A 22,349-nucleotide genomic window follows, 5' to 3' on the forward strand; every position below is an offset into this window, starting at 1 on the left:
TTGCTTATTTTTAAGCAATCTTTTTTTATGATTCTAATGCTGTTTTCCTCTGTAATTATTATCTCCACCCTTCTGGGATGGGGAAAAATTATGGATATGCTTTCAGGAACTTTATTTTCAGGTATTTCAGGAAAAGCTTTTTCGGGAATATTTATCATAAGTGTTATATGGACCTTAATCGCATTTTTCATTCCGCTCAATATCAACGTAGAAATAACCACGATTGCAATAGGTTTGTTCTTTTTTTTTAAAAATAAACTCTATCTGGAATATTATGGGTTTTCAAAAAAAGACATGATTCTGCTGACTGCCATCGTGTCGATCATTCTTTTTTGTGGTTCTTATTATCCTTATATTCTGGATCACTTCGGCTATTATGTACCCTCTATAAAATGGCTCACGGAATACGGCCTTGTTAAAGGAATCTCTAATCTAGACCTTACATTAGGGCAAATGTCGGTATGGCATATATTCCAGGCAGGGTTTTCTAACTTTTCTGATCCTTTTCTACGGATCAACGTCATTATATTAATCATTTATGCATTTTATATCATTGAAAAAAAATCCTGGATTCAACTTGGTTTTCTTCCGGTTATGCTTCTCTTCTCTCAGTCCCCAAGCCCGGATCTGCCGGTTATTATTTTTTCGCTGATTATTTTAAATGAAATTTTATCAGAAAATAAAAAATCAACTCTCCTTTTCGCACTCTCTGTTTTTATTTTCACAATAAAGCCAACCATGATATGGCTTCCCGTTCTTAGTTTGCTTTATTCAGTCTTTATTATCAAATCGTCTGTAAAGAATATTTTTTTGGGAATTGTAATACTTATTTTGTTTTTCGTAAAAAATATCTGGACATTTGGATATCCTGTTTTTCCTATTGCTTTTGTTGACCTGGGAATATCCTGGAAAACCAACCCTGAAATACTTAAAAGATCATCTCAGTTTGCCATTCAGAAAACCTATGACATGCAATACACTTTTGAAGAAATTCAAAAGTTTTCTTCAATAGATTATATTAAAAACTGGCTCTTTTTAAAAGGCATTAAAGCAAAGATCAATATTTTATTTATAGTGACTCTTCTTCTTTTGATATTGTATTCTGTTCGAAAGAAAAACAGAGTTATTAATATTATCACCATTTCAATAATTATCAAGACAATCCTTGTTCTTTTATTCTCTGCACAGTACCGGTTCTTCATTGATGTTTTCTTTATTGTAGCCTTTATTTTATTATCTCATTATATTAACAGAAGTAAATCAATAGCCATATTTTTAATAGCGGGCGCTTGTGTTATATTCTTTTTCTTATTTCCATCATTGATTGCAACGCATATTCCAAGCTACAAAATGGCCCGTTTCATGGGTAAGTTTGAAAAAAAACAGATTTACCAACCCTCTGTATATCAATATACCCCGTTCAGGTCTTTCAGAATCGGAAATCTTATCTTTAATGTTCCTGAAAACTATCCTTATAGTTTTGGCACTCCACTTCCTTCTATGACCATTAGTTATATTATTGATAATGCTAACGCAAACATCTTTCCGCAACCCATCAATAAAAATAATATCAGGGAAGGCTTTGTATGGAAAACGATGAATATGAAGGAGAAAAAAGAAGCAATGCGGGTTATCAATATTATCATTAACAACAATAAACAGAACTAAACACAAAGGCATTATTATATTAATAAAAAGCCGTAAATTTGTGCTATGTTCAATACTTTAGGTAATCTTCTCAGTCTTACAACATTTGGAGAAAGTCACGGTGTGGCTTATGGTGGAATAATCAATAACTTTCCGGCAGGTTTAACAGTTGATCTCGATCAGGTTCAATATGAACTGGATCGTCGCAAGCCTGGCCAGTCTGCTATCGTTACTCAGCGAAAGGAAAGTGATACGGTAAAATTTCTTTCCGGAATATTTGAAGGAAAAACCACAGGTACTCCCATTGGTTTTATCATCGAAAATGAAAATCAGAAATCAAAAGATTATGATCATATTGCTAATGCATACCGTCCAAGTCATGCAGATTTTACATATGATCAGAAGTTTGGGATCAGGGATTACCGCGGAGGTGGAAAATCATCTGCCCGGGAAACAATCAACTGGGTTGTAGCCGGAGCGCTTGCAAAACAGCTCTTATCAGATATCGATATCAATGCTTATGTTTCTTCCGTAGGTGACATCTTCTGTGAGAAGCCTTATCAGGATTTGGATTTTTCCAAAACAGAAAGCAATGATGTACGTTGTCCTGATACTGAGACAGCTGAAAAAATGATTGCCCGAATTAAAGAAATTAAAAAAGAAGGAAATACCATCGGGGGAACCATCACCTGTGTTATAAAAAACGTTCCTGTAGGAATTGGAGAACCTATTTTTTCCAAATTGCAGGCTGAACTTGCAAAGGCAATGCTGAATATCAATGCCTGTAAAGGCTTTGAATATGGAAGTGGTTTTTGTGGGGCTAAGATGACCGGTAAAGAACATAATGATGCCTTTAATCCCGATTTTACTACAAAATCTAATCTTTCTGGGGGAATACAAGGTGGTATTTCCAATGGTATGGATATTTATTTCAGAGTAGCTTTCAAACCTGTAGCCACCATATTAAGACCACAGGACAGCATAGACAAAGATGGAAATCCTGTTGTTGTTGAAGGAAAAGGAAGACATGATCCATGTGTCGTTCCAAGAGCGGTTCCCGTAGTTGAAAGTTTAGCCGCATTTGTATTAGCCGACTTATTTTTGATCAACAAAACAAGAAATCTAAATAACTTTTAAACACAATAATATACACCATGAAAGATTATTGGGATAAAGCAATCAATTTTGAAGAATATGTTCATATTGGAAGACAAAGACTTGAAACTCCCGACAACCAACATGACATCGATTATAAACAATATTATGAACTGGGGCTTCAAAGGATGGACAGAACCCTAAAAAAATATATCCTTGACGAAAACCAGGTTAACGAATTAAAATCTAAGAATTTTAACGGGAAAATTCTGATTATTTCAGAAGTATGGTGTGGTGACGCCAGCTCTACGGTACCGGCACTTGTTAAATTTTTTGAGGGTCATAATGAGGTAAGAATTTTCCTGAGAGACAGTGATAAAAGTTTAATTAATCAGTTTCTAACGAATGGAACAGAGTCTATTCCTAAAGTTATCATCCTGAATGATGATTTTACGGTAAAGAACTCATGGGGACCCCGACCTCAGTACGGCAAAGAATTGTTAATGAAATATAAGGCAGATCCGGAGGCTTATCCTAAAGATCAGTTTTATAATGATCTGCAAATTTACTATGCTAAAAACAGAGGTAAGGATGCTGTTCAGGAAATACTGGAGTTATTGTAATAAATGTATGCGTCAGAAATGACAATAAAAAATAGCAGATGAAAAAAAATATACCATATCTTGTACTTATCATTATTATAGGAATTATTGCTTTTATTCCAGGAGTAAGAAATTTTGTGAAGGACCAGTTCTTTCCTGTTGCTACTATAGAAAATGCAGTAACTGTAAGTAAGGAAGATTATGATATCGATTTACAGGGGATTAACGTTCCAAGTACAAATCTGAAGAACTTTAAAGATAAGCCTATCTTTCTAAATTTCTGGGGAACCTGGTGCCCGCCATGCAGAAAAGAATGGCCAACCATTCAAAAGCTTTACGACACCAGAAAAGGGAATGTAGACTTTGTACTGATTGCTATGAAAGATGAAGAATATGCAGTAAGGAAATTCCTTCAGGAAAATAATTATACGGTCCCTGTTTATATTGCCCAAAGTCCGATTTCAGAAAAGCTGTTACCAAAAGCATTCCCGACAACATTTTTACTGGATAAATCGGGAAGGATCCTGATCAAAGAAGACGCGTACAGAGATTGGAATACAGAGTCTGTACATCAGTTCATTGACAATATTATTAAATAAATCTTTTAACGAATTTTTATAATTATTTGGTATAGAATTTGCGAATTTTGTAAAGTCAAGAATTTATTTAAACCAAACACAAAATGAAATATTCTAAATTAAACCTGGCTAAAGAAGCCATCAACCATAAGGGCTTTGTCAAAAAAATACCTGACATTTTCAGAATGGTTAAATATTGGAGAAAAGGAATTTATCCTATGAAATCCATTGATATTATTTTACCGATGTTAGGGATTTTATATATCATTTCTCCAATCGACTTAATTCCAGAAGTAGCTGTTCCTGTTTTGGGAGTCCTAGATGATCTGGCTGTTTTATACTTAGTGATCCCTAAACTAATCAAAGAAGTGGACAAGTTTTTACTTTGGGAAGCTGAACAAAAACTAAATACAGGTAATACTAAGATAATCGATGCTCAAATTATAAAATAATTGACGCAAATATATTATTTGAAGCCATTCCAAAAATTTGGGATGGCTTTTTATTTATAATTTAGGGATAAATTTTTGAGCCTTATTACAAATCCTTAAATTTGCAACATCTAATAAAAAATAATGGAAAGTAAAAAAGAGTTCTTTTTAGAGTGCTACAAGCTAGGTATCATTAAATTTGGGAGGTTCACTTTAAAAAGCGGTATTGAAAGTCCGTTCTACGTAGATCTGAGACCTTTGGCTTCTGATCCTAAAATTTTGAAAAATCTTGCAAATTATTTATTGGAAATGCTTCCTCTGGATAATTTTGACCTTATTTGTGGAGTTCCTTATGCCGCTCTTCCTATGGCTACAGCCATGTCTCTGGAAAGTTACATTCCACTTATCATTAAAAGAAAGGAGGCTAAAGATTACGGGACCAAGAAAATGATCGAAGGAATTTATCAGAAAGGACAAAACTGTTTATTGGTAGAAGATGTGATCACTTCCGGAAAATCTTTATTAGAAACCATTGCTGAAGTAGAACAGGAAGATCTAAAAGTAGCAGATATCGTTGTAGTTCTTGACAGGGAACAGGGAGGAAAGCAGCTTTTGGAAAGTAAAGGATTCAGAGTTCATACCCTATTTAATATTTCAGAAGTATGTACTATTCTTCAGGAAACAGGAGAATTATCAGATGAAGAAGTAAAAAGGATCCAGGATTTCCTTTTAGGAAACCACATCCAATTTGAAGAAAAAATCAGAGCTTCTTATGAGCAGAAATTAAAATCCGCTCAACATTCTGTTTCTAAAAAATTATTAGAACTAGCCATCAGTAAAGAATCGAACCTTATCGCTTCAGCAGATGTTACCACAACCAAAGAGTTACTGGAATTTGCTGAAAAAGTAGGACCTCATATTATTGCTCTCAAAACACATATCGACATCATCTCAGATTTCGAATTTGAAAAAACAATTACTCCGTTAAAAGAATTAGCCGAAAAGCATAAATTCTTACTCATGGAAGATAGAAAATTTGCCGATATTGGAAACACACAGGAATTACAATTCACGAGTGGAGTTTTTAAAATTACCGACTGGGCAGATTTTGTAACGTCACAGGTTATCGGTGGTTTTGAATCTCTTGACTGCTTTAAGAATGTAGGTGTTGTCGCAATTATAGGAATGTCTTCAAAAGGAACGTTAACAACGAATAGCTACCGTGAAGAAGCTCTTAAAGTATCTCTATCCCATCCTAATGTAATCGGAGGAGTTTCTCAAAACCCAATTCCTGAAGAATTATTGTTATTCACTCCGGGAGTAAATCTTTCAGATTCGGGAGATGGAAAAGGACAACAGTACAATACTCCTGAACATGTTTTTAAAAGCCTGAATACTGATTTTATAATCGTAGGAAGAGGAATTTATAAATCTGAAAATCCTGAAGCTGCCGCATTAACTTATAAAAACGAAGGCTGGAAAGCTTATATAAGTTCTTTAAAAAAAGGTTAATTCGAGAATAAAAATTTATAAGTCTATACAAAATGAGTTATATTTGATGCTTTATCACCACATTGAGAAAGATCAGTATTTGTCTTATTTTGTTTTTGGGAATTGTGCAGGTTTCTGCGCAAAAAGACAGCATTTCTATTGAAGCGAAATTATCTTCAGATAAAAAAACGTTGGATATAAATCAGGAAATTGTTTATTACAATAATTCTGAAAAAGATTTAAGTACCGTTAAACTTTTAAACTGGGTTTCTGCTTATCAAAAAAGAGGAACTTCACTTGTTTACAGAAAACTGGAAGACCGTAATACTGATCTTCATTTCGCAAAGCCTGAACAACTGGGGAAACTTTTACAATTTAGCATAAAAGGACCTGATGATGAGGCTACTCCTGTAAATAATTTAAGTGCGGAAAATCTTTTTATTCCTTTAAATGCACCTCTTCAACCGGGGAAAAGCATAAGACTAAAACTGCAGTATCAGATACAGCTTCCGGATAAAAAATTTACTGGATACGGTACAGCTGATCGAAATATAGCTTTAAAATATTTCTTTATTGTTCCGGATCATTTTGATCCGGACAATATTTTAGGAAGATATTACCATGATATCGAAGAGTCCGTAAGTTTCAATACCTACTGGACCGTCCAATTTGACCTTCCTACCCAATCTTTTATTGAAAGTAATCTTCACCAGGATCAATCCAATTTATTCAAAGGTTATCTGGATTCAGATCCCGAGTTTATCATTTCCCAGGACGAATACCCTTTCATTAATGTAAATACAGGAGATATAAGCACAGAAGTACGGTTTGGATATCCTCTAACACCCCAGGAAAAGGAAAATTTAGAATTCTATCTTCCGCTGCATTTAAAATTTATAAAGGAACAGATCGGTTATCTTCCATCAAGACTTTTTATTTCTGAAAAGTTCAGAGCGAATGAAGATTTTTTTGGTAATAATGATATTAGTTTCTGGAAATTCCGGTTTCAATTATTTACAGATGCAGAAAAGGCAGATCTCGATTATCTGGGAATTATCACCAAAAAAGTTCTTGACGAAAGTATTATTACAGATAAACAGGATAATCACTGGTTTAAGAATGGATTGAAATCCTATATAGAAATTCAATACATCAAAAAATTCTATGGCGAAACAAAGCTGCTGGGAAAGCTACCTGAATCGAAAATATTTGGAATCAGACCATTAAAATTATTTCATGCCTCTAATTTGAAATTAATTGATCGCTACGGCCTTACCTACCAATATATTATGTCTCAGAATCTGGATCAGAAAATCGGAGAAAAGTTTACTGTGCTTAGTAATTTCAATGTAATGGCTATAAGTAGCTTTGAAACAGGAAGCTTATTCAACTATTCAGCTGATAAAATGGGATATGAAAACTTCAATACCCTGTTGCAGAACTACATAGCTAAAAATACAGACAAGCAAATTGATCCTAAAGATTTCCTCAGAGAACTCGCAGAAAAAGATAACAGGACCGCTTACTTAACCGACTTTTTAAAACAAAAAAACAGGGTTAACTTTAAGCTTCAGAAATTGAAGAAACAAGACGATTCACTGCATATTAAAATCAATAAAAATACCTCTGCTCCTATTCCTGTTAAATTAGAAACAAAAACGAGAGAGGATGAAAAAAAAGAATACTGGGTAGAGACCGACGGTGAGGAAATGACAAAAACGGTTTCCATTCCCGCATTAGATATATACAAGATCACTTTAAATAATGATTATATCTTTCCGGAGTCGAATTACAGAGACAACTTCCTTTACTCCAAAGGCTTATTCTCAAATGCAAAAAAAATAAAACTTAAACTTATAAAGGATATTCCTAATCCTGAGTTTAATGAAATCTACATCAGTCCAAGAATACGTTTCAATAATACTTATGATAAATTTCTTTTAGGATTTAATTTCAAAAACCAATCTTTTTTTGATCAGAAATTCCTTTATTCTATTACGCCTACGTACAGTACAGGAACCGGAAAATTAACGGGTTCAGGTGCCGTTTCATATTCTTTTCTTCCTGCAGAAAGTATTATCCGCAGTTTAACCTTCGGAGTATCCGGAGCATATTACCATTATGATTATAATCTTGCTTACAGGAAAGGCTCTGTTTTTTCCAATATCAGTTTTAGAAAGAATCCGAGAAGTACGGTAAGCAGAGGAATAAGCATGTCATATAATTATTTCGAGAGAGACCTGAGCCCTCTTATGATAGCTAATAATGACTATGACAAGTATAATCTGTGGAGTATCGGATATGGATATACGGATAACCAGATGATCCATGAAAAAAGTCTCAGCATCAGCACCCAGGGAATGGAAGACTTTAATAAAATAACTGCCGAAGGCTTTTACAGATGGGAATTTGCACCTAAACAAAAGCTCAGCCTAAGATTATTTGCAGGATACTTCGTGAGAAATGACACGAGAAATAATACTTTTAATTATGGGATTTCCAGGGTTTCCAATTACTCTTTTTCATATAATCTTTTAGGGGAAAGTGCCAACAGTGGTTTTCTTTCACAGCAGTTTATTCTTGCTGACGGAGGATTTAAATCTTTTATTCCCGGAAGTGTAAATCAATGGATTACTTCTTTAAATGTTGATACCAGCGTATGGAAGATATTCCATTTGTATGCTGATGCAGGAATTTATAAGAACAGGAACAACCCTACCCAATTTATCTGGGATAGCGGAATTAAATTAAAAATAGTTCCTGATTTTCTAGAAATTTATTTCCCAATCCAATCCTCGCTGGGATTTGAACCCGCATTTAAAGATTACGGAAGGCGAATCAGATATACTTTAGTTCTCAATCTCGGATCCATTATCAATGCCGCAAGAAGAGGATGGTATTAAATAAAAAATCTAAAATTTTATAAAAACAAAACGGCCGCTTTAAAAGCGGCCGTGTTTATATCTGAAAAGTAGAATTAATCTTTTAAAATTTTCTGCGAAACAGGCTCATTGTTCACAATTCCCGTTACGATATAATTTCCTTTTTGTAATTCTGAAACATGTAAAACCTCATTTTCTTTTACAGAAGCTGTTTTTACAACCTGTCCGTACATATTATAAATTTTCACATCACGAGACTGAGCTCCAAACGTTATACCATCATTCTGAATAAAAGTATTTTTAACAAGCCTGTGTTTAGATACAGAAACCTCGCCGGTTGCCAATGTTCCGGTTGTCAATGAAAAGTCATCAAAGCTAACGGTTGAATTGCTGTATGCACGAAGATGTAGCTGTAATCTATTAACATTGGCCGGTGCCGTAAATGTGATTACTTTTTGTTGCCAGGCTGCACTTTTAGGTAAATATTGATTGTTATTTCTCAATGGGTCATTAGCAGCGTCCGTTACAAGATTAACCGGATTATCACCAGCATCTAAAAAATTACTCCAGATTCTTCCTCCATTACCTGAGCCGCTTATTTTATACCAAAAGCTAAGTGTATATTGCGTTCCGGCTGTAATATTAACATTTTGAAAAAAACCAGTCGTAGCTGTTGGTACATAATTAGCTCCAAAAGAGCCGGTGTGTGCATCTGCTGTAATATTAGGTGCTGTATATACCGTATTCCAGCCAGCAGCCCAAGGTGCTAAAGTTCCTGTTTCAAAACCAGGATTTTGTACGAGATTTTGTGCATTCGCAAAAATCAATGATGTAGCAATGCTTAAAATTGTAAAGATTTTTCTCATAATTTTTCTTTTTTATGTTTGTTTTTTTAATCTCTACAACAAAATTACACCTAAATTAAAGCGACTAAATTAAGGATGGATTAAGTTTCTATTAAGAATATTAAATCAATATGCTATTATTATAAAAAAACCACCGCTTTTTAAACGGTGGTTTTTCCATTCAAAAATCAAAATTAATCTTTCAGAATTTTCTGTGATACCGGTTGATTATTGACGATACCTGTAACAATATAACTTCCTTTTTGTAGCTCAGAAATATCCAAAGTCTGATTTTTATTGACCTTAGCTGTTTTTATAACCTGTCCATACATATTAAATATCTTGATATCCTTCACTTTTGTTCCGAAAACAATACCTTCATTTTTGATGAATGTATTTTTTATAAAACTAAATTTCTCACTACCGGCATCAAGAACAGATAAAGTAGTGGATGCTGTTCCGGATATGGTTACATTATCCACCCTGGCGGCTCCGCTTGTACTATAATTTGATGAGGCACCCACCGCAGTATAAGTACTGCTGTTCGCAGGATCAAACACGGATACAATCCTTACCGCAAATTGTGTGTTATTATTGGCTCCAGCCGGAATAGAATTATTCATGCTGACCCAATTAGAGGATGATGTAGGTCCGATTTCAATTACATTCCCTACATTAAACCATTCCGTACCATTGGTTGTGTATTGCATTTGAAAATATTTTGAGCTCGTATTGGAACCCGCAATATTAAGAGATACGGAGATTGCCGAATATCCTGAAGTATCTACTTCAAATTTAAAACCCACGGTACCCGATGCAGAGCCTTGTCCAGGAAACCCATTCACACTCCATGCTCTGCCCGGAGACCCTGAGGCAAATGTTGGATTATTACTTACTCCGAAAACACTTGCTGTTCCCGAACCTGTGGTGGCAGCATTTGTATTTCCATCAAAATTCCATTGAGTAATAACAGATTGTGCGGACATAACTGTTGTGGTTGCCAAAGCAACAAATAGAGAATAAATCTTTTTCATCTTTGTATTTTTTATAATTTTCTATTTTAAATATAAGAGTATTCTCTGACGAAAAACAATAAATATGGCGATTTTTTGTTAATAAAGCTAAACTGGCTACCTTTAACATTTTTTAAGTATTTTTACCAATTATTTTGGAAAATTTGCGGAATTTTATTCTTGTATTCTTGTTTCTTTTCATGGGCACATTGGTAACAAATGCTCAGATTTTCTCATGGAAGAACCCCAATATTCCCGAAGACACCATAAAAAAGGATAGTATTTTAGCAGCAAGGCTTGAACAGGATATTTTTTCAAAGGACACACTGGATTTCGTAAGAACAAGAAACAGAATAATTGTAGATGAGGCCGTACTTGCCAAAAATGACAAAAAAAGGTTCTTAGGCGAGCTTAACTCAAAAGGTTCCATCATCCGGGGAATTACCTTCGGAAACAATCAGGGACAATCTGTACAAAGTTCAATGGACCTTCAGATATCGGGAAGACTTTCTAAAGACGTTACCATCCTTGCGAGTATTTCTGATCATAACCTTCCCATCCAGGCCGATGGTTATACTCAAACACTCGAAGAGTTCGATAAAATCTACATGCAGCTGAACATTAAGGATAAGTCCATCCTTAGAGCGGGACATCTGGATTTGGTGGAAGCTAAGAATTATTTTGCAAAATACCAGCGACGTAGCATGGGACTTGAGTTCCAGACGGAATTTGGGAATGAAAACAAAACATTTGTAGATGTTTCAATGGGTGTGGCCCGAAGTGAGTTTCACAGGGTACGTTTTCAAGGGGTTGAAGGTAACCAGGGCCCTTATCGTTTAACGGGAAAAAATGGAGAGCAGTTCATTACTCTGATTTCAGGATCTGAACAGGTATTTATTGACGGAATATTAATGAAGCGTGGTGAAAACCAGGATTACATCATAAATTACAACACCGGTGAAGTTACTTTCACCAGTTTCCGACCAATTTTCCAACAGAACTTTATTACTATTTCTTACAATTACACCAACAGAAACTATTCCAGATATCTTTTCACAGGAAAAGTGGAACACCGTAGAGAGAAAATGAAGGTAGGCTTAAGCTGGTTCATGGAAAACGATAATAAAAATGCACCGCTTGCTCTGAATTTATCTAAAGAGGATGAGCAAATTCTGGCCAATGCCGGAAATGATCCTAATCTGATGTATGCCCCGTCAGGAGTCATTACAGAATATGATGTTAATAAGATCCTATATCGATTGGTTCAGAATTCAGGAGTCAGCCATTATGAATTTTCCACTAATTCTGCCGAAACACTTTACCAGGTATCATTTACTTATTTTGGCCCTAATCTGGGAGATTATAAATTATCCCAGACCACAAATAACGGTCGTGTTTTTGAATATACAGGACCAAATTCAGGAGATTACAGAGCAGTAAGAAAACTGCCTTCACCCCAGAAATCGCAGGTGTTTTCTGTCAATTCAGAGTTTTTGCTTAAAGAGGGTAAAATTGGCGCTGATATATCTTTAAGTAACTACGATGTCAATCTATTTTCTTCGAAGGATTCCGATCAGAATATAGGCTATGCAGGCCGGATTTACGGGAATAAAACTTTCACCAAAAATAACTGGAAAGGAACACCAAGTTTTGAATATCAATATATAGATAAGCAATTTCACATTCTTGATAGAATTAATGATGTGGAATTTTCCAGAGATTTCAACTTAGCTCAGGAATTCAGCCAGAAAACGCAGAACAGATTCATATTCAGCTTCCTTAACAAGTGGAATAACAAATCAACTTTAAATTATCGCCTTAACTATCTGGATGAACAAAACTCATACAAAGGTTTTAAAAATGATCTTGATTTTGGCTGGATTAAAGGAAAGTTTTTCACAAAGGGAAATCTGTCTTACTTAAGTACCAATGCTATTCTCCAGGACACGAAGTTCATACGAGGGGGAGCTTCTACAGAATATACCGGAAAAAAAGGAAGCTGGGCCTTTGGTGGAAGTATGGAACATAACGAAAAAAAATACAATGATTCTCAGCTGATGGATGTCACCAGTTTCAGCTGGAAAGAGCTTTTTCTTCAAAAGAAGATTGGTGACAGTACAAGAACAAAATTGCTTGCGAAAGTATATATGAGAGATAATGATTCAGTTCGTGACAACAGGCTGCAGAATATGAATAATATCCTGGGAGTCATGGCGGAAAGTCAACTGATCAAAAATGAAAAAACAACCTTAAATGTGTTAGTGCATTACAGGAAGTTTTTCTATCAGATTCAGGATATGCAAACAAGTCGAAACAATGATTTTGTTGTTGGGAACATTCTTTATAATCAGCAGCTTTTCAGAAATGGTATGCGTTTACAGGCATTCTATGAACTCGGAAACGGACAGGAAGCACAAAGAGAGTTCCAATATATCAAAGTAACCGATGGACAGGGAGTTTACAAATGGACGGATTACAATGGGGATGGCATCCAGCAGCTCGATGAATTTGAGATTGCCGAATATTCCGATCTGGCCAAGTACATCCGGGTATACACCAATTCTGTCCGGTATATCCCATCCAACAAGAATAAATTACAGCTGGCGTTGTTTGTTAACCCGGCCATTGTCCTTAATTCTGAAAATGCATTTTTAAAACGGTGGAATTTTAATATTTCCTTGAATTCTCAAAACTCTTTTTATAAAAAAGATAAGGTACTGGTCATCAATCCGTTCGAAAAAAACAGCGACCAGATTCTAAAAAATCAAAATATCCTGGCTTCCGTACAGTTTAACCCTACGGAAAAATCGGGTTGGAATGGAAATTACCGGTTCATTTCGAATGATAATCTCATCAATGCCAATTTCAGTAATGAAGAACGGGAGCAGACCTCCCACTTCCTGAATTTAGGATATTGGTTCAATAAAGAATTCAGGGTCGATTGGGAAAATTCCGTTCATGATATTAAAAATTCTTCACAATTATTTGCAACCAGGGATTACAGACTGAATAACTTTGAAACCAAGCCAAAAGCCACCTATAAATTCACAGACGCCATACAGGCTGAGCTTTCCTCCGCCTTCCGCCAGAAACAGAGAATAGACGGAGAGGAGTTACTAAAAGCTTTTGACGTTACAGGAACCATACAATGGGAGCGTAAAAAAACCTCTATCAGAGGAAATTTCTCATTCATCAACAACAACTTTACCGGAAACAACTTCAGTATTGTAGGAAATCAGATGCTGGACGGCCTTAAGCCTGGAAAAAATCAGGTTTGGAGTGTCTTTATTCAGCAGGCAATCAACTCATTCTTACAGCTGAACCTGAATTATGAAGGACGTAATTCCGGAGACCGTACCATACATATTGGTAGCATGCAGGTAAAAGCAAGCTTTTAAAAATTTAAGTCCCAGGCTTAATTCTTTTTGTTCCTATCTTAAGACGCTTATTGTATCCAATTGGGTTCTCAAACTCATCATTCACACCAATAGATAATATCAGTCTTTATGAAAGTTTAGAATTTCGTAAATTTGCACCATGATAAAAATAGGCAACATAGAACTGCCGGAATTTCCGCTTTTACTGGCTCCTATGGAGGACGTGAGTGATCCACCATTCAGACGTTTGTGCAAAATGCATGGAGCTGATATGATGTACTCGGAGTTTATTTCTTCCGAGGGCTTAATTCGTGATGCAATAAAGAGCCGTAAAAAACTTGATATTTTCGATTATGAGAGACCAGTCGGAATACAGATTTTTGGAGGTGATGAGGAGGCTATGGCCATGTCTGCAAGAATTGTGGAAACAGTAAATCCTGATTTGGTAGATATCAATTTCGGATGCCCTGTTAAAAAAGTAGTTTGCAAAGGAGCGGGAGCAGGAGTACTAAAAGATATAGACCTGATGGTTCGTCTTACAAAAGCTGTTGTAAGCTCTACGCACCTGCCTGTAACTGTAAAGACCCGTTTAGGATGGGACAGTACTTCTATTAATATTGATGAAGTAGCAGAACGTTTACAGGAAACAGGTATTAAAGCTTTAACCATACACGCAAGAACAAGAGCCCAGATGTATAAAGGGGAAGCTGATTGGGAACATATTTCAAGAATAAAACAAAATCCTAATATTGAAATTCCTATTTTCGGAAACGGTGATATTGACTCTCCGGAAAAAGCATTGGAATACAAACAAAAATACGCTTGTGACGGTGTAATGATTGGCCGTGCCGCTATAGGATATCCATGGATTTTTAATGAAATCAAACATTTCTTTAGAACCGGAGAAAATCTTCCTGAACCCACTATTTCAGATAGGCTACTGGCGGTTCGTCAGCATGCGGAATGGAGTGCGGAGTGGAAAGGTGAAAGATTAGGCCTGATAGAAATGAGACAGCATTACAGCAACTATTTCCGTGGTGTTCCTCATTTCAAAGAATTCAGAAAAAAATTCCTTGAAGTATTCACTCTTGCTGAGATGGATGCTCTGATCAAAGAAACCCAACATTTCTACGAAGAATATCAGGAAAAAGTATAAAATAAAAAAACCATCAGATGCTGATGGTTTTTTTTATAATTATAATTGAATTATTTTTTAGTAAGCTTCAGAGGCTGACTGATTTTTGATTAAAGATAGAGCTGAAGAAGTTCCTATCCTCTTTACTCCCATCCCGATCATTTTCTCCGCATCTTCAGGTGTTCTTACTCCACCAGCTGCTTTTACAGGAAGTCTGCCGGCGTTATCAAGCATTATTCTGATACCTTCGAAAGTAGCCCCATTTGGCTTTCCATCTGTAGTTTCATAAAAACCGGTAGAAGACTTTACAAAAATGGAAGATAAGTCCTGGTCAGAAAAATTTTCTGCTGCCCATTCTGAGATATGTTTAGTAAGGTCTGCAATTTGTTCATTGGTTAAAGCGGCAATTTCAATAATCCATTTTGCTACTTTATGATGTTGTACACATAATGCAGTACATTGTATAAATTCTTTTTTTACTAAATCTACATCTCCATTGAGATAAGCATTATAATTAATCACAAAATCCAGTTCGTCGGCTCCGTCATTAATTGCCTTTGTTGCTTCTGCCATCTTTTCTTCCACAGAATACGTTCCTTCGTGGAAACCAATCACAGTACCAACAACAACATTTGAGTTCTTTTCCAGAATATATTTTTTGATCGCGGATACATAATCCGGACGGATCATCACTGCAAAAATACCATTATCAATAGCTTCCTGCGTAAGATCTATATCTTTCTGTAAAGTTTCATTTTCTGAAATCCCGGACTGTGCAGGAGTTTTCAGGTATGTTGAATCCAAATATTGGGCAATATTCATAACTTATTATACTTTCAGTTGTCTGCTTATTCCCTGTTCCAGAGATATAAATGTTTCGGTTCTTGTTACACCTTTTAACTTTTGAAGTTTACTAAGGATCTGCATCAAATGGTCGTTGTCTTTACAAAGAACTTTAAGGAAAATAGTGTAATTTCCTGTGGTGTAATGAGCTTCTACTACTTCATTAACTTCTTTTAAAGATTTTACTACATCTGGGTAGTGGCTAGGCTGATCCAAAAAGATTCCGATATAAGAAATAACTTTATATCCTATTTTTTTTGGATTTAAAAATGAAATAGAATTCTCAATAACTCCCGCGTGCTCAAGCTTTTTGATTCTTTGGTGCACCGCAGTTGTCGAAATCCCTACATGTTTTGAGATATGGGCTAAAGAAGTTTTAGCATTATCCATCAGCATGTAGATAATTTCTTTGTCGATTGAGTCTAAATGATAGCTAGCATTTGTTGAATTTTTCATCTTGTAATTTTTTTTATTATTTATGTTTTTTTTATTCTTTAAATTTTACAAAAACCGGAAAATGATCACTATATCCACCTAAATATCGCGTACCTGCATATGTTCTGAAAGGTCGACCTGAAAATTGTTTATTCCGGCTGCTTATCTTTTCAGATTTAAATATTTCGGCACTTTGAAATGACAATCCTATATTGTTCTGATCATTGAAAAATGACTTCGACAATATAATCTGATCAAACAATAAGCCAGATTTATAATGAAAAGTAGAAAAATTTCCTGTTGAAAACAATTCATTAAACGGATTTTCTAATATTTTATTATGATTATCATCATAAAGGATATTAGTTAAATTTTCATCATCCGGATTTTCATTAAAATCGCCGCACAAAACAACATGCTCATTGCTGCTATTCACAATATTTAAAATTCTGTTACGAATTTCTGCTAATATAAAGTCTCTCTTAGGCTTATTAACATCTTTTTCTCTCTTTGAGGGAAGGTGAGCGATAAAGACATTAATAATCTCTCCTTTATATTTTAATTTTGAATAGAGTACATCTCTAGTTGTATCGTAATATTCTGTGTTTTTATTTTTAATTTCAAAAAAGAATGTAATAGCCTCCGAGTCTATTACTTCTATTTTGCTTTTATCATATAGCATAGCTACATCTACCTTTCTTTCATCCATGGAGTTATAATGCACAATTCCAAATTCAGAATGAAAAGGATCCATCTTCACAAGATCTTCCAGTACTTTCCTTCCGGAAACTTCGGACAGACCAATTAAAAATGGTAAGACTCCATTTTCTTCTTTGATCAATTGAAATACATTTGCTATCTTGAAAAGCTTATTATTATATTTACGTTCATCCCAATTCCTCAAACCCGATTTCGTCGGATCTAATTTATGAATTGGTTTTATGTCCGGTAAAAATAAATTTTCTACATTATAAAAAGTAAAAAGCTCCATCAACACATATTTCTATTCAATCAATAGTTTTAATTTTGAAATTACGAATTTTCCCCGGGTTAAATTACGAAATATTCGTTTTGATTTTGTCTTAAAAAGAAATTTTTTTCAAACAGTTTAATCAAATCAATATAATATATTAAAACTTTTAACAAATTCGTTTTAAAATCGCACAAAACAAAATCAAAACAGCAAATAATACTTAATATTAATTAAAAACAACTATAAAAACATAATAGTTGTTATTTTATTATTCTGCTTTCTATAGCAATTATTATTCCATTTTTATATGAAATTGCAAAAAAAGAAAAAAAACAGGACGAAATTTAAAAATATGATCAATAAATTATAGCAAGTCAGGACGTTTCTCTTTTGTTATTCTTACGGCCTCTTCATGTCTCCATTCTTCTATTTGCTTAAAATTCCCGCTTAACAAAACCTTAGGAACCTCCAATCCTTTATAATTTTCCGGTCTTGTATAAATCGGAGGTGAAAGAAGATCATCCTGAAAACTATCCGTTAAAGCACTCTGTTCATCGTTAAGCACTCCCGGAATCAGCCGGATGATAGAGTCAGCCAAGACACACGCCGCAAGTTCTCCCCCGGTTAGAACATAATCTCCGATTGAAATCTCTTTGGTAACATGCAGATCTCTTACTCTTTGATCGATTCCTTTATAATGTCCGCAAATAAAAATCAGGTTATTTTTTATAGAAAGGGAGTTTGCAATTTTCTGATTAAGGGTAACCCCATCAGGGGTAAGATAGATTACCTCATCATAACTTCTCTCTGACTTAAGTTGGGAGATGCATTTATCCAATGGCTCAACCATCATTACCATACCGGCTCCTCCTCCATAAGGCTCATCATCGATTTGCCTGTGCTTGTTTATTGCCCATTCTCTCAGATGGTGAAAATGTACTTCTACTAACCCTTTTTCCATTGCTCTTCTCAAAATAGAAGTCTGAAATGGACTTTCCATCAACTCAGGAAGTACGCTTATAATATCAATTCTCATTGTAATGTTCCATTTTTCTTAGTAGGTGAGATAATGAGCCTCAGGGACGAATCTTTATTAAAATAGCTCCACATCCAATTAAAAAATACCGCCAGCTTATTTCTTACACTTAAAATAAGCATTAAGTGTAAAAACATCCAGAAATACCATGCCAGGAACCCCTGAAATTTAATAAATGGCAAATCTACTACTGCCCGATGTTTTCCAATGGTTGCCAAAGAACCCTTATCTTTATACTCGTATTCTTTCCACTCACTTTCATTGCTTTTCAAAAGATTTTTACCCAGATTTTTTGCCTGATTTATCGCTACATTCGCAACCTGAGGTTGACCATGCGGATATTTAGGCGTTTCCATATAAGCAATATCTCCGATCGCAAAAATGTTATCGTATCCTTTAACTCTGTTATATCGATCTACTATATATCTGTTTCTGATTAATTTTTCTTCAGGAAATCCTTCTACTACATTTCCTGTAACACCTGCAGCCCAGATCACATTGTTCGAAGGGATTTCTTTTCCACTTTTCATCATTACCTTATCTCCGTTATATTCGGTAACAACTTCTCCACTTAGAAAAGTTACCCCCAGGTCCTTAAGGTATTTTTCAGATTTATTCTGAGCTTCGTCACTCATTACGGCAAGTGGTTTTTCCGTCGAACTGACCAGAATAATTTTAAGCTGGTCAAAATTCATGTAAGGATAATCCCTCGGCAGGATTTCTTTTTTCATTTCGGCAAAGGCTCCAGCCAGTTCTACACCGGTGGGACCACTACCTACAATAACGATGTTCCAGTTTCCATCGTCACTTCTGCTTTTCTCAAGAATTAGTTTCTCAAAAGTCATTAAGACATGATTTCTGATACTAATCGCTTCCTGAGTATTTTTCATTCCAAAAGCTTTACCCTCCAGATCTTTATTCCCAAAGAAATTAGTCTTACAGCCGGTTGCGATAATTAATTTATCATAACGAAACTCTGCTTCATCGGTAATCACTTTATTCTGAGAAGGATCGATCTCTTTAACATCTGTCAAACGAAATTGAATATTTCTGGATCTCTGGAAAATTTTCCTGAACGGAAAGGAAATATTGGAAGGTTCAATCCTTCCACACGCTACCTGATAAAAAAGCGGCTGAAACATATGATGGTTTACCCTGTCGAGAACAATTACTTTTTTATTTTTATTGTTCAGTGTTTTCGCAAGTTGTAGCCCCGCAAAACCTCCTCCGATGATGATGATCTTTTCGCGTGTTTCCATAGTATACAAATTTACAGATTTTATTTAGCATTTTACTTGTTAAAAAGTTAGTTTTGCAAAACTTTATGACGAAAAAAAAGTACACCAAAAAAGCGGCCAAAAACATTCATAATAAAAGACGGAAAAACTATTTATTTCGTCGAAAGATTTTATTGGCTATTCTTATCGTAGCACTTATTGGCACAGGTTTTTTACCTTAAACAATCCATCAGTTACTATTATGCTTTGTACTTTAATAAGTTTTACCCATAAAAAGCTTCATAATAATGAAAAGGAAAACTCTGAGAATTCAAAAAATCCTCACTGATAATCTCGATAAAACATACGGATTCGATATTTCCCATTATCAAAATAAAGAAGATATCAAATGGGATAGTTTAAGCATTGGAAAACAAAACCATTCCGTTGGAATTTGTGGTTATGAGGGCTACCATGGGAAATAAAAATGCTGATAAACATTTTGATGAATTCTGGTCCCAGGCCAAAAAGCATGAGCTTATAAGAGGCGCATATCACTTTTACAGAGCAGATGAAGACCCTATTATTCAGGCTAATAACTTTCTTGACAATGTAAAGCTGGAAAACCGGAGACCTCCCTCCTATTCTGGACATTGAAAAAAATTCCAAAACGAAAAACCAATAAAAAAACTGGTTGAAGACCTTAAGGTATGGTGCAAAATCATAGAAGAGACATATGGTACAAAACCCATTATCTATACTTACTACCATTATTATAAAGATTTTCTGAAAGGTGAATTCGACGGATATCCTCTGTGGCTGGCAAATTATAATGATGTACCCACTCCGTCTCCTGATGACGCTTGGGATTTCTGGCAATTTACTGAAAACGGAATCGTCCACGGAATCAATACTAAAGTTGACCTGGATATGTACAATGGTAGTTCCTGGTCTTTGAAAAGAATGACATTGGATTAATTATTTCCCCAAAAAACTTCATCATATCTTCATTCAGCTGTTGAGCTTCTTCAAACGGCACAAAATGGGTTTGCATTTTTGTATATCCTTAGTTTTTGCATTCGGAATTTCTCTGGCGATCAATTCGGTATGGTCTTTTTTTATCACATCATTTTTCACCCGCTATAACCAACACGGGATTATGGATTTTATGTAAAGATCCTGTACTGATGTTAGGTTCCTTGAGCATAATCTTTAAAATCCTGGTCTGATTAAACTTTTGAGGATTATTTTTCAATTTCTAAAACCTGAAATTCTGTTTTCATATGGTCTACAAGACGCTTATCTACACCATCAGGCTGAATGTTAGCTCCGATAATCACTAATTTGTTCACCCGTTCAGGGTATTTCAGAACAAACTCCAGGGCTGTATTCCCGCCATCACTCCAGCCTGCTATATGTATCTTTTCAAGTCCTAAATGATCAATCACCATTTTAAGGTCATCGGCAAATCCCGAATAAGTCAAATCTTTTTTCGATGAATCTGTACTTTTTCCCTGACCTCTCGTATCTAAAGCAATAACTTTGTAATGCTTGGAAAGAACAGGAATCTGCTGATAAAAATCTTTAATACTTCCCGAATTTCCATGCAGCAATACCAGTGGTTCTCCTTCACCATATACCTCATAGTATAAATCTGCATTTTTTCACTTTAACTATTTTACCTATGTCCTGATTTTTTACCATAACCTGATTGATCTGCCTCACCAACATATTTGCTAAGGTCGGGAATCAGATCAGCAAGACTCTCATCCTCCAATTGTTCTTCCATATTTTTTTCCTGTTTTTATCTACTTTTACATCGATATTTATCGCAGGAGCAGCTAAGGTTACTTTTTGCCATTCCCCGTAAAACTTCCTCAGGAAGCCTGTTCTGAAGAGAGCTGCACTGATATTCACTTTACCGTTAAACTCCTGTAAAAACTGAATTCCTATAAAAAATTTACCCTGTACCCAAATATTACGATCATCAACACTCAATGTATATGTTCCGGATTGTATCATATCTTCTGTAAGCTTTACTGTAATCTCTTCATTGAGGATGTTCTTGTCTGGAAAACCATTCTTTTCACTATAAATACTGTAACGCATTAACACGGGCCTGTCGGAAACATAACTTGCAATATTCAGGTTGATATTCTTTATTTTTGATCTTTTGTTTGCATTAAATTCCAATGCTGTTTCACCCAAAAAGTCTTCCTTCTTAAATTGTGGATTTACAGAGTACATGACACTTTTCGTCTTTGTATTGACACCCCAGTTTTTATCTACTAACTTTTTAGGGGACAATTTCACTTCCCGGATATGCTGTACTTTTTCCTTTAAAAAAATCTTTTGTGTACTGTTTTTTATAAAATCCTGAAAACCTACTGTATAACTATCATATCCCGGAACTTCTATCCTTATCTTTCCTGAAGTATTCACCTTGGAAAGGTCAATAGTAAAATTACCTTTCTCATCGGAAATTACACCTATATTTTCTTTTTCAACTCCTATTTTAACATATGGAATAGGCTGGTTTTCGTCTCTCGAAAGGACAGTTCCTGAAATTATCTGGGCATTAGCAAACACCACACAGAATAGGAACAATGAGGAATTAAGTTTTTTCATGGTAAAGGTTTGACACAAAAATCTTTATTTACAGGATTAAAAGCTCATAACATATTATTAAATTTTATCTTTGTTTAGTTAAATTTTTCAAAAGCAATACGATAAGCTATCGTAGTAAGAC

Annotated in this window: 19 protein-coding genes and 1 pseudogene; 11 read left to right on the plus strand and 9 right to left on the minus strand. The window is 35.0% G+C overall.

Features of this window, described 5'->3' with window-relative positions; all coding sequences use genetic code 11:
* Positions 1 to 27 precede the first annotated feature (27 nt).
* The 7 genes from MTQ00_RS12275 (at position 28) to MTQ00_RS12305 (ending at position 8,747) form a co-directional block, all read left to right on the plus strand.
* Complete coding sequence (locus MTQ00_RS12275) at positions 28 to 1,668, plus strand: LIC_10190 family membrane protein (protein WP_273649355.1); 1,641 nt, start codon at positions 28 to 30, stop codon at positions 1,666 to 1,668.
* A 45-nt stretch (positions 1,669 to 1,713) separates the two neighbouring features.
* Complete coding sequence (gene aroC, locus MTQ00_RS12280; protein WP_273649356.1) at positions 1,714 to 2,784, plus strand: chorismate synthase; 1,071 nt, start codon at positions 1,714 to 1,716, stop codon at positions 2,782 to 2,784.
* A 17-nt stretch (positions 2,785 to 2,801) separates the two neighbouring features.
* On the plus strand, positions 2,802 to 3,365 hold the full coding sequence (locus tag MTQ00_RS12285) for a thioredoxin family protein (RefSeq protein ID WP_273649358.1): 564 nt from the start codon (positions 2,802 to 2,804) through the stop codon (positions 3,363 to 3,365).
* Positions 3,366 to 3,403: 38 nt separating this feature from the next.
* Positions 3,404 to 3,943: a TlpA family protein disulfide reductase gene (locus tag MTQ00_RS12290; protein ID WP_273649360.1), complete on the plus strand. Its 540-nt coding sequence runs from the start codon at positions 3,404 to 3,406 to the stop codon at positions 3,941 to 3,943.
* A gap of 83 nt (positions 3,944 to 4,026) precedes the next feature.
* Entirely contained in the window at positions 4,027 to 4,374 is a 348-nt protein-coding gene (locus MTQ00_RS12295; RefSeq protein WP_172280389.1) for a YkvA family protein, read from the plus strand.
* Positions 4,375 to 4,497: 123 nt separating this feature from the next.
* Positions 4,498 to 5,865, plus strand: a complete 1,368-nt coding sequence (pyrF, locus tag MTQ00_RS12300; RefSeq protein WP_273649362.1) for an orotidine-5'-phosphate decarboxylase — start codon at positions 4,498 to 4,500, stop codon at positions 5,863 to 5,865.
* 62 nt (positions 5,866 to 5,927) lie between these two features.
* Complete coding sequence (locus MTQ00_RS12305) at positions 5,928 to 8,747, plus strand: aminopeptidase (protein ID WP_273649365.1); 2,820 nt, start codon at positions 5,928 to 5,930, stop codon at positions 8,745 to 8,747.
* 74 nt (positions 8,748 to 8,821) lie between these two features.
* Here MTQ00_RS12305 and MTQ00_RS12310 read toward each other — a convergent pair whose 3' ends face one another.
* Positions 8,822 to 9,592, minus strand: coding sequence for a carbohydrate binding domain-containing protein (locus MTQ00_RS12310; RefSeq protein ID WP_273649366.1), 771 nt, complete (start codon positions 9,590 to 9,592; stop codon positions 8,822 to 8,824).
* A gap of 173 nt (positions 9,593 to 9,765) precedes the next feature.
* On the minus strand, positions 9,766 to 10,605 hold the full coding sequence (locus MTQ00_RS12315; protein ID WP_273649368.1) for a T9SS type A sorting domain-containing protein: 840 nt from the start codon (positions 10,603 to 10,605) through the stop codon (positions 9,766 to 9,768).
* A gap of 179 nt (positions 10,606 to 10,784) precedes the next feature.
* On the opposite strand from MTQ00_RS12315, the gene MTQ00_RS12320 reads away from it, so the two are divergent.
* Together MTQ00_RS12320 and dusB are read left to right on the plus strand one after the other, a co-directional pair.
* The gene (locus MTQ00_RS12320) at positions 10,785 to 13,982 is read left to right on the plus strand and encodes a hypothetical protein (protein ID WP_273649370.1); all 3,198 of its coding nucleotides are present in this window, start codon (positions 10,785 to 10,787) and stop codon (positions 13,980 to 13,982) included.
* Between the two features lie 139 nt (positions 13,983 to 14,121).
* Positions 14,122 to 15,117 (plus strand): tRNA dihydrouridine synthase DusB, encoded by a 996-nt coding sequence (dusB, locus tag MTQ00_RS12325; RefSeq protein ID WP_273649371.1) that lies wholly within the window; start codon positions 14,122 to 14,124, stop codon positions 15,115 to 15,117.
* Positions 15,118 to 15,174: 57 nt separating this feature from the next.
* Here the strand turns inward: dusB and deoC are convergent, their stop codons facing one another.
* The 5 genes from deoC to MTQ00_RS12350 all read right to left on the minus strand — a co-directional run bounded on the left by deoC (position 15,175) and on the right by MTQ00_RS12350 (position 19,642).
* A complete protein-coding gene (gene deoC / locus MTQ00_RS12330) occupies positions 15,175 to 15,918 on the minus strand; it encodes a deoxyribose-phosphate aldolase (RefSeq protein ID WP_273649374.1) in 744 nt (247 codons plus the stop codon).
* Positions 15,919 to 15,924: 6 nt separating this feature from the next.
* Positions 15,925 to 16,395, minus strand: coding sequence for an Lrp/AsnC ligand binding domain-containing protein (locus MTQ00_RS12335; protein ID WP_172280401.1), 471 nt, complete (start codon positions 16,393 to 16,395; stop codon positions 15,925 to 15,927).
* Positions 16,396 to 16,426: 31 nt separating this feature from the next.
* Positions 16,427 to 17,365 carry an endonuclease/exonuclease/phosphatase family protein gene (locus MTQ00_RS12340; RefSeq protein WP_273649376.1) on the minus strand — a complete coding sequence of 313 codons (939 nt, stop codon included), beginning with the start codon at positions 17,363 to 17,365 and terminating at the stop codon, positions 16,427 to 16,429.
* Positions 17,366 to 17,711: 346 nt separating this feature from the next.
* Entirely contained in the window at positions 17,712 to 18,383 is a 672-nt protein-coding gene (gene trmD / locus MTQ00_RS12345; RefSeq protein WP_273649377.1) for a tRNA (guanosine(37)-N1)-methyltransferase TrmD, read from the minus strand.
* On the minus strand, positions 18,380 to 19,642 hold the full coding sequence (locus tag MTQ00_RS12350) for an NAD(P)/FAD-dependent oxidoreductase (RefSeq protein ID WP_273649379.1): 1,263 nt from the start codon (positions 19,640 to 19,642) through the stop codon (positions 18,380 to 18,382). Before MTQ00_RS12350 ends, trmD begins: the two co-directional genes overlap by 4 nt.
* Before the next feature lie 266 nt (positions 19,643 to 19,908).
* Between MTQ00_RS12350 and MTQ00_RS12355 the strand changes: the two genes are divergently transcribed.
* Together MTQ00_RS12355 and MTQ00_RS12360 are read left to right on the plus strand one after the other, a co-directional pair.
* Entirely contained in the window at positions 19,909 to 20,085 is a 177-nt protein-coding gene (locus tag MTQ00_RS12355) for a hypothetical protein (RefSeq protein ID WP_273649381.1), read from the plus strand.
* Positions 20,075 to 20,578: pseudogene (locus tag MTQ00_RS12360) on the plus strand (glycoside hydrolase family 25 protein). The gene MTQ00_RS12355 and the pseudogene MTQ00_RS12360 overlap by 11 nt, the downstream one beginning before the upstream one ends.
* 266 nt (positions 20,579 to 20,844) lie before the next feature.
* Here the strand turns inward: MTQ00_RS12360 and MTQ00_RS12365 are convergent.
* Complete coding sequence (locus MTQ00_RS12365; RefSeq protein WP_273649383.1) at positions 20,845 to 21,213, minus strand: alpha/beta fold hydrolase; 369 nt, start codon at positions 21,211 to 21,213, stop codon at positions 20,845 to 20,847.
* A 136-nt stretch (positions 21,214 to 21,349) separates the two neighbouring features.
* Positions 21,350 to 22,228 carry a carboxypeptidase-like regulatory domain-containing protein gene (locus tag MTQ00_RS12370; protein ID WP_273649385.1) on the minus strand — a complete coding sequence of 293 codons (879 nt, stop codon included), beginning with the start codon at positions 22,226 to 22,228 and terminating at the stop codon, positions 21,350 to 21,352.
* Positions 22,229 to 22,349: the final 121 nt, after the last annotated feature.

Origin of the sequence: Chryseobacterium sp. B21-037, assembly GCF_028570785.1 — a bacterium.
Taxonomy (GTDB): domain Bacteria; phylum Bacteroidota; class Bacteroidia; order Flavobacteriales; family Weeksellaceae; genus Chryseobacterium; species Chryseobacterium proteolyticum.

Bases quoted from the DNA above. Each gene is read 5' to 3' on its own strand.
- MTQ00_RS12275 (WP_273649355.1), top strand. From the start codon at position 28: ATGATTCTAATGCTGTTTTCCTCTGTAATTATTATCTCCACCCTTCTG.
- aroC (WP_273649356.1), top strand. From the start codon at position 1,714: ATGTTCAATACTTTAGGTAATCTTCTCAGTCTTACAACATTTGGAGAA.
- MTQ00_RS12285 (WP_273649358.1), top strand. From the start codon at position 2,802: ATGAAAGATTATTGGGATAAAGCAATCAATTTTGAAGAATATGTTCAT.
- MTQ00_RS12290 (WP_273649360.1), top strand. From the start codon at position 3,404: ATGAAAAAAAATATACCATATCTTGTACTTATCATTATTATAGGAATT.
- MTQ00_RS12295 (WP_172280389.1), top strand. From the start codon at position 4,027: ATGAAATATTCTAAATTAAACCTGGCTAAAGAAGCCATCAACCATAAG.
- pyrF (WP_273649362.1), top strand. From the start codon at position 4,498: ATGGAAAGTAAAAAAGAGTTCTTTTTAGAGTGCTACAAGCTAGGTATC.
- MTQ00_RS12310 (WP_273649366.1), bottom strand. From the start codon at position 9,592: ATGAGAAAAATCTTTACAATTTTAAGCATTGCTACATCATTGATTTTT.
- MTQ00_RS12315 (WP_273649368.1), bottom strand. From the start codon at position 10,605: ATGAAAAAGATTTATTCTCTATTTGTTGCTTTGGCAACCACAACAGTT.
- MTQ00_RS12320 (WP_273649370.1), top strand. From the start codon at position 10,785: ATGGGCACATTGGTAACAAATGCTCAGATTTTCTCATGGAAGAACCCC.
- dusB (WP_273649371.1), top strand. From the start codon at position 14,122: ATGATAAAAATAGGCAACATAGAACTGCCGGAATTTCCGCTTTTACTG.
- deoC (WP_273649374.1), bottom strand. From the start codon at position 15,918: ATGAATATTGCCCAATATTTGGATTCAACATACCTGAAAACTCCTGCA.
- MTQ00_RS12335 (WP_172280401.1), bottom strand. From the start codon at position 16,395: ATGAAAAATTCAACAAATGCTAGCTATCATTTAGACTCAATCGACAAA.
- MTQ00_RS12340 (WP_273649376.1), bottom strand. From the start codon at position 17,365: ATGGAGCTTTTTACTTTTTATAATGTAGAAAATTTATTTTTACCGGAC.
- trmD (WP_273649377.1), bottom strand. From the start codon at position 18,383: ATGAGAATTGATATTATAAGCGTACTTCCTGAGTTGATGGAAAGTCCA.
- MTQ00_RS12350 (WP_273649379.1), bottom strand. From the start codon at position 19,642: ATGGAAACACGCGAAAAGATCATCATCATCGGAGGAGGTTTTGCGGGG.
- MTQ00_RS12355 (WP_273649381.1), top strand. From the start codon at position 19,909: ATGAAAAGGAAAACTCTGAGAATTCAAAAAATCCTCACTGATAATCTC.
- MTQ00_RS12370 (WP_273649385.1), bottom strand. From the start codon at position 22,228: ATGAAAAAACTTAATTCCTCATTGTTCCTATTCTGTGTGGTGTTTGCT.